Below are 6,386 nucleotides of genomic sequence, written 5' to 3' on the forward strand. Positions count from 1 at the left end.
TCACCGCCCTGCATGATGGACGTATGCGAGCAGTGGTGCAGAGGGTGGACGGCGCGAGCGTCGTCGTGGACGGCGAGACCGTGGGCGCGATCGAGGGCGAGGGGCTGTGCGTCCTGGTCGGCGTCACGCACGAGGACACCAAGGAGAAGGCGGCCCAGCTGGCCCGCAAACTGTGGTCGATCCGCATGCTGCGCGACGAGAAGTCGTGCAGCGACATCGACGCCCCGCTCCTGGTGATCAGCCAGTTCACCCTCTACGGCGACGCCCGCAAGGGCCGCCGCCCCACCTGGAACGCGGCCGCCCCCGGCGATGTCGCCGAGCCGCTCGTCGACGAGGTGGTCGCCCAGCTGCGCTCCCTGGGCGCGACGGTGGCGACGGGCCGCTTCGGGGCGGCGATGCGTGTATCACTGACGAACGACGGCCCGTTCACCGTGCAGATCGAAATCTGACCCGAAAGGTCTACAAGTCCTAAAGGCGCAAGACTTACGGCTCAAGACTCACGGCTCTACGGCTCGACGACGACTTCCTGCGCCGCGGCCGTGTCCCCGGCCACCAGCCGGGCGTCCACGGCCACGTTCCGCTTCACCAGCGCGAGGGCGACCGGGCCGAGCTCGTGGTGACGTACGGAGGTCGTGATGAAGCCGATCTTCCGGCCGTCGGGGCCGTCGTCCGCGAGCCGGACCTCGGTGCCGGCCACCGGCAGATGGACCTCGCTGCCGTCCAGGTGCAGGAAGACCAGCCGGCGCGGCGGCTTGCCCAGGTTCTGCACCCGGGCGACCGTCTCCTGCCCCCGGTAGCAGCCCTTCTGCAGGTGCACCGCCGAGCCGATCCAGCCCAGCTCGTGCGGGATGGTGCGGTGGTCGGTCTCGAAACCGAGCCGGGGCCGGTGCTGCTCCACGCGCAGCGCCTCGTAGGCCAGGATCCCGGCCGGCGGCCCGGCCTGCTCGGCGAACGCCTCCAGGTCGGCGCGCGGCAGGAACAGGTCCCGGCCGTGCGGTGTCTCCCGTACGGCGACGCCCTGCGGCACCTCGGCGATGGAGCCGGCCGGCAGGTGCACCACCGCGGTGTCGGCCGTGCGGTCGGCGACCTCGACCCGGTAGAAGAACTTCATCGACTCCAGGTACGCGATCAGCGCCTCCTGGGTGCCCGGCTCCACATGGGCCCAGACCGTCTCGCCGTCGTCGACGAGATACAGGGCGTGCTCGATGTGGCCGTTGGCGGAGAGGATCAGCGCTTCGGTGGCCCGGCCCACGGGGAGGTCGCTCACATGCTGGGTGAGCAGCAGGTGCAGCCAGGCCAGCCGGTCCTCGCCGGTGACGGCGACGACCCCGCGGTGCGAGAGGTCCACGAAACCGGTGCCGTCGGCGAGGGCGCGCTGCTCGCGGAACAGGTCGCCGTAGTGGGCGGCGACGCCTTCGTCCACGCCCTCGGCGGGGACGGCGCCGGGCAGGGTCAGCAGGGGGCTCTTCATACGGATAAGCCTACGACTCGGTAGTTGAAGCCTTGAGTGTGCAGTCCCGGCACCGGCCGAAGATCGCGAAGTGCTTCATGTCGGTGTCGAAGCCGAACGTCTGCCGCAGCTTGTCGGTGAACTCGGCGGCCACGGAGACGTCCGCCTCGATGACGTTCTGGCAGTCACGGCAGACCAGGTGGAGGTGGTGGTGCCGGTCCGCGAGGTGGTACGTCGGCGCCCCGTGTCCCAGATGCGCGTGACTGACCAGCCCGAGCTCCTCGAGGAGCTCCAGGGTCCGGTAGACGGTGGAGACGTTGACCCCCGACGCCGTCTTCCGCACTTCCACGAGGATGTCGTCGGGGGTCGCGTGCTCCAGGGTGTCCACGGCTTCGAGCACGAGTTGCCGCTGCGGGGTCAGCCGGTAGCCGCGCTGCCGCAGATCGCTCTTCCAGTCGGTGCTCACCACACCTCGAGTCTAGAACTACTTGAAGAAGGCGATGCCGTCGTCCGGCATGTCGTCGGGGAGGGCCTTGGCCCAGCGCTCGACCTCTTCCGGGGTGACGACCTTCTTCAGATGGGCGGACATGTAGGGACGCAGCTCGACCTCGGGGGTCTGCTTCTCGCCGACCCACATCAGGTCGCTCTTGACGTAGCCGTAGAGCCGCTTGCCGCCGGTGTAGGGCTGGGAGGCGGCCGTGCGGGCCACGGCGTCGGTGACCAGGTCGATCTGGGGCTTCTGGTCGGCCAGCTCGCCGTACCAGATCTCGATGACGCCGTCGTCGCGGGTCATCGTCACCTCGACCTTGCGGTTCGCGTCGATGCGCCAGAAGCCGTGCTCGGACTCCAGGGGCCGGACCTTGTTGCCGTCGTTGTCCAGCACCCAGGAGTGGGAGTGGTACTCCAGGAAGTCCCGGCCGTCGTGGGTGAAGGTGACCTCCTGCCCGAAGTTGCACTTCTCGGAGCCGGGGAAGTCGTGCACACCGGCACCCGCCCAGTTGCCGAGCAGGAAGGCGAGCGGGACGAGGTCCTTGTGGAGGTCGGACGGGATCTCGATCATGGGAACTTCCTAGACGGGGGTCAGCGCTGGCCCTGGTACAGCTTCTTCACGGTCAGTCCGGCGAAGGCGAGGACGCCCACGGCGACCAGGACCAACAGGATTTCGAAGAAAAGCTCCACGGGGTGCTCCTTGAGCGGGGTGCGAATGGGTGCACAGGGCCGAGGCCAGCTTACGCGGGCGCCTTCGGCACTTCGATTCCGGACTAGGCTTCCGGCTATGGCGAAGAAGCTGGTGATCAAGGTGACGGCGGGGGCCGACGCCCCCGAGCGGTGCTCTCAGGCGTTCACGGTGGCGGCGGTCGCCGTCGCCAGCGGCGTCGAGGTCTCCCTGTGGCTGACCGGTGAGTCCGCCTGGTTCGCCCTCCCCGGCCGCGCCGCCGACTTCGACCTCCCGCACGCGGCCCCGCTGCCCGACCTGCTCGACTCGGTCCTCGCGGCCGGCCGCGTCACCCTGTGCACGCAGTGCGCGGCCCGGCGCGAGATCACGGAGAAGGACGTCATCGAGGGTGTCCGCATCGCGGGCGCACAGGTCTTCGTCCAGGAGGCCATGGCGGACGAGACGCAGGCGCTCGTCTACTGAGCCGCCTCCGTCGCCTCCGTGTGGAGGCAGAACGGGTGGCCCGCCGGGTCCAGCAGCACCCGGACCCCGGCCTGCGGCTGGAACTCGGCGAGACGCGCCCCCTCGGCGACGGCCCGCGCGGTCTCGCGCTCCACATCGTCGACCTCGATGTCGAGGTGGATCATCATCTGCTGCCGGTCCGGTGCGCTCGGCCAGGCGGGCGGCCGGTAGGCGGGCTCGGTCTGGAAGGACAGCCCCGTGCCGCCGTCCGGCGGCCGGATGTGCACCCAGTCCTGCCAGTCCTCCCCGCGCCACACCCGCCAGCCGGGCAGCAGCCGTAGGTAGAAGGCGGCCAGTTCACGGGCGTTCGGCGCGTCCAGTGTCGCCGCCGTCAGGCGCATGGAACCCCTCCCCTGGTCGGTTCAGCCTCGGCGCTTCTTGCCGTCCAGCTCGTCCCACCACTCGTCGGACTGGGGATCCCCGGACGGGTCGTCCCACCAGCGGTCGTCGGGGCCCCGGCGGTTCGCGACCATCGCGGCGACGGGCGGGATGACCATGGCCACGACGCACATGCCGACGGCCACCGGGATGGACCAGAGGCGTACGACGCCCCAGGCCAGGATGAAGAGGGCGATGCAGCCGCCCATCATCGCGAAGTACGTGCGCCGCCGTCGTGCGTACATATGTCCAGCGTAGATCCGGGCAGCCCGAAGGGCCGCACCCCAGGCGTCCAACCCGGGGGGTGCGGCCCTTCAAGAACCTGTCGCCGTCAGACGGCGATCGCGACCTCCGCCAGTCCGCCCTGCTGGGCGACGACCGTGCGGTCGGCGGTGGCGCCGGGCACGAGGGCACGAACGGTCCAGGTGCCCTCGGCCGCGTAGAAGCGGAACTGTCCCGTCGCCGAGGTCGGCACCTCGGCCGTGAACTCGCCGGTCGAGTCCAGCAGACGGACGTAGCCCACCACGGGCTCGCCGTCCTTGGTCACCTGACCCTGGATCGTGGTCTCACCGGGCTTGATCGTCGAGGCGTCGGGGCCGCCGGCCTTCGCACCACACATGTCGTACTCCTGAAGAGGTCTGGAAAGGTCGGTCGGGTTCTCTACTTGTTGGCGCCGAGCTCGATCGGCACGCCCACCAGGGAGCCGTACTCGGTCCAGGAGCCGTCGTAGTTCTTGACGTTCTCCACACCGAGCAGCTCGTGCAGCACGAACCAGGTCAGCGCGGAGCGCTCACCGATGCGGCAGTAGGCGATGGTGTCCTTCGCCAGGTCCACCTGCTCCTCGGCGTAGAGCTCCTTGAGCTCGTCGTCCGACTTGAAGGTGCCGTCGTCGTTGGCGTTCTTGGACCACGGGATGTTCCGGGCGCTCGGCACGTGGCCGGGGCGCTGCGACTGCTCCTGCGGCAGGTGGGCCGGGGCGAGCAGCTTGCCGGAGAACTCGTCGGGCGAACGCACGTCGACCAGGTTCTGCGAACCGATGGCGGCCACGACGTCGTCGCGGAAGGCGCGGATGGACGTGTTCTGGGCCTTGGCCTTGTAGTCCGTCTTCGGACGCTCGGGCACCTCGTCGCCGGCGACGAGCTCGCGGGCGTCGAGCTCCCACTTCTTGCGGCCGCCGTCGAGGAGCTTGACGTTGTCGTGGCCGTACAGCTTGAAGTACCAGTACGCGTACGAGGCGAACCAGTTGTTGTTGCCGCCGTACAGGACCACCGTGTGGTCGTTGCCGATGCCCTTCTCCGACAGGAGCTTCTCGAAGCCCTCCTGCGTGACGAAGTCACGGCGGACCGGGTCCTGGAGGTCCTTGGTCCAGTCGATGCGGATCGCGTTCTTGATGTGGTTCTTGTCGTACGCGGACGTGTCCTCGTCGACCTCCACGATCGCGAGGCTCGGGTTGTCCAGGTTCTCCTGAAGCCAGTCGGCGTCGACCAGGACGTCGCTGCGGCTCATGCTCTTTCTCCTCCGGGGCAGTTACGGCGGGGCGTGCGAGGTATGCGGGCGCGCGCCCTGACGAGGGCGGCGCACGGGTGCCCTTGATCCAGGGCGGCGGGGATGCGCGCGTCGGAGCAGGCCGACGCGGTCGCTCAGAAGGTGCGACAGAGCATGGCGGCGACGCGGCACAGGTCTACTGCCCGCCGCTTCGTGAGATCCGCCTGTCGCTTCATGCTGTCGATCGTAGGGACGGCAGGGTGCGCGTGTCACCGGTGTGTCGCATATTGAGACGCATTGATCCGCCATATGGGATCAGCGACCTGTCCGTGCGTGTCCCGCACGGTTTCCGGCCGCCTGTATTCGCCATCACATCTACGCTACGGACTCCGCCGTCTCGCCTACCGGACAGCCCTGGTCGGTGCTGCCTCGCGCCTTCCCTACCCGGCCAGTCGGACGTTGGAACCCTTCACCGTGATCTCCACGCCGTTCGGCGCCGCCTGGACCTTGTCCAGCTCGATGCCACCGGGCAGGCCGTCGATCTTCTGCTGGAAGTCGGTGATGGCCCGGACGCGGGACTCGGCGATGTCGACGCCGCCGAACTTGGGCAGACCGTCGGCCTTCACCCGCACTTCGCCGTCGACCACCGTCACCGAGCTGAGCACGGAGACCGGCTCGGGCAGCTTGGTGCCGAGGACGGTGGCCTCGACGGTGACCTTGATCTTGCCGTTGCCGCCGTCGGAGAGGCCGACGACGTTGGCGGTGACGCCCGGGGCGACCTGGGTCGGCTCGGACTTCGCTGTCTTCAGCAGTTCGTCGTAGGCGATGGTCGCGGTGCCGGTGGCGCTGGTGGCGGTGGCGGAGCTGTAGTCGCCGGAGAACTCGACGCCCTGCATGTCGGCCCTGAGGTCGTCGATCCGGATCTTCTGGCCGCCGTTGCCCGCGGCGGCCTCGTAGTCCTGGATGCCGACCTCGATGTCGTCCAGGGAACCGCCGGCGACCTGGGTGAGGAACGGGAAGCCCTTGATGGAGACGTCGGGGGTCGCCGAGAGGTTCTCCGTCGTCTTCAGGCGGTCGGCGGCCTCGTCCTCGGCGAAGTTCACCGCGACGCGGTCGGCGATCACGAAGAGCCCGCCCAGGATCACGACGACGATCAGCAGTATTCGCAGTGCGCGCATGCGGTGTTTTCCCCCACCTCGGCGGTTGGACGGCGGTCCGGTCCCTGACGACCGGGTGGCCGCCCAAGCGTGAGGGTAACTCCGTGAGATGTGGGCGCCCGGGATTTGTCGATCATCTGTGACAGGCAGGCGCCCGGCGTCGGTGCCGGGGCCGGGTGGGTCCGCAGCCCGGCGGAACGGGGTGCCTCCCCCACTCTCGGCTTCGCTCGAGCGGGGG

At 69.2% G+C, this 6,386-nt stretch carries 11 protein-coding genes; 2 read left to right on the forward strand and 9 right to left on the reverse strand.

Annotated elements, in window-relative coordinates:
* Nucleotides 1-23: 23 nt before the first annotated feature.
* Nucleotides 24-449, forward strand: a complete 426-nt coding sequence (gene dtd, locus ACWIF2_RS20200) for a D-aminoacyl-tRNA deacylase (RefSeq protein WP_391415809.1) — start codon at nucleotides 24-26, stop codon at nucleotides 447-449.
* A 56-nt stretch (nucleotides 450-505) separates the two neighbouring features.
* Here dtd and ygfZ read toward each other — a convergent pair whose 3' ends face one another.
* Genes ygfZ through ACWIF2_RS20215 form a run of 3 tightly spaced genes read right to left on the reverse strand, consistent with a single transcriptional unit; the run spans nucleotide 506 to nucleotide 2,510 of the window.
* The gene (gene ygfZ / locus ACWIF2_RS20205; protein ID WP_454361896.1) at nucleotides 506-1,471 is read right to left on the reverse strand and encodes a CAF17-like 4Fe-4S cluster assembly/insertion protein YgfZ; all 966 of its coding nucleotides are present in this window, start codon (nucleotides 1,469-1,471) and stop codon (nucleotides 506-508) included.
* Between the two features lie 10 nt (nucleotides 1,472-1,481).
* Nucleotides 1,482-1,919, reverse strand: coding sequence for a Fur family transcriptional regulator (locus ACWIF2_RS20210; protein WP_215120573.1), 438 nt, complete (start codon nucleotides 1,917-1,919; stop codon nucleotides 1,482-1,484).
* A gap of 15 nt (nucleotides 1,920-1,934) precedes the next feature.
* Nucleotides 1,935-2,510: an FABP family protein gene (locus ACWIF2_RS20215; RefSeq protein WP_261680433.1), complete on the reverse strand. Its 576-nt coding sequence runs from the start codon at nucleotides 2,508-2,510 to the stop codon at nucleotides 1,935-1,937.
* A 216-nt stretch (nucleotides 2,511-2,726) separates the two neighbouring features.
* On the opposite strand from ACWIF2_RS20215, the gene ACWIF2_RS20220 reads away from it, so the two are divergent.
* Nucleotides 2,727-3,089 (forward strand): DsrE family protein, encoded by a 363-nt coding sequence (locus tag ACWIF2_RS20220; RefSeq protein WP_189729483.1) that lies wholly within the window; start codon nucleotides 2,727-2,729, stop codon nucleotides 3,087-3,089.
* Here the strand turns inward: ACWIF2_RS20220 and ACWIF2_RS20225 are convergent.
* From ACWIF2_RS20225 to ACWIF2_RS20250, 6 genes are all read right to left on the reverse strand, one after another.
* Nucleotides 3,083-3,469: a VOC family protein gene (locus tag ACWIF2_RS20225; protein ID WP_454361897.1), complete on the reverse strand. Its 387-nt coding sequence runs from the start codon at nucleotides 3,467-3,469 to the stop codon at nucleotides 3,083-3,085. The two genes, ACWIF2_RS20220 and ACWIF2_RS20225, sit on opposite strands and share 7 nt — an antisense overlap.
* A gap of 21 nt (nucleotides 3,470-3,490) precedes the next feature.
* Complete coding sequence (locus ACWIF2_RS20230) at nucleotides 3,491-3,751, reverse strand: DUF3099 domain-containing protein (protein ID WP_454361898.1); 261 nt, start codon at nucleotides 3,749-3,751, stop codon at nucleotides 3,491-3,493.
* An 86-nt stretch (nucleotides 3,752-3,837) separates the two neighbouring features.
* Nucleotides 3,838-4,125 carry a DUF1416 domain-containing protein gene (locus ACWIF2_RS20235; protein ID WP_003991226.1) on the reverse strand — a complete coding sequence of 96 codons (288 nt, stop codon included), beginning with the start codon at nucleotides 4,123-4,125 and terminating at the stop codon, nucleotides 3,838-3,840.
* Nucleotides 4,126-4,166: 41 nt separating this feature from the next.
* Nucleotides 4,167-5,012, reverse strand: coding sequence for a sulfurtransferase (locus ACWIF2_RS20240; protein ID WP_215120569.1), 846 nt, complete (start codon nucleotides 5,010-5,012; stop codon nucleotides 4,167-4,169).
* A gap of 134 nt (nucleotides 5,013-5,146) precedes the next feature.
* Nucleotides 5,147-5,227: a putative leader peptide gene (locus tag ACWIF2_RS20245; protein WP_350310325.1), complete on the reverse strand. Its 81-nt coding sequence runs from the start codon at nucleotides 5,225-5,227 to the stop codon at nucleotides 5,147-5,149.
* Between the two features lie 204 nt (nucleotides 5,228-5,431).
* Nucleotides 5,432-6,169 carry an LmeA family phospholipid-binding protein gene (locus ACWIF2_RS20250; RefSeq protein ID WP_454361899.1) on the reverse strand — a complete coding sequence of 246 codons (738 nt, stop codon included), beginning with the start codon at nucleotides 6,167-6,169 and terminating at the stop codon, nucleotides 5,432-5,434.
* Nucleotides 6,170-6,386: the final 217 nt, after the last annotated feature.

The sequence above is a fragment of the Streptomyces sp. NPDC055506 genome (genome assembly GCF_053643595.1).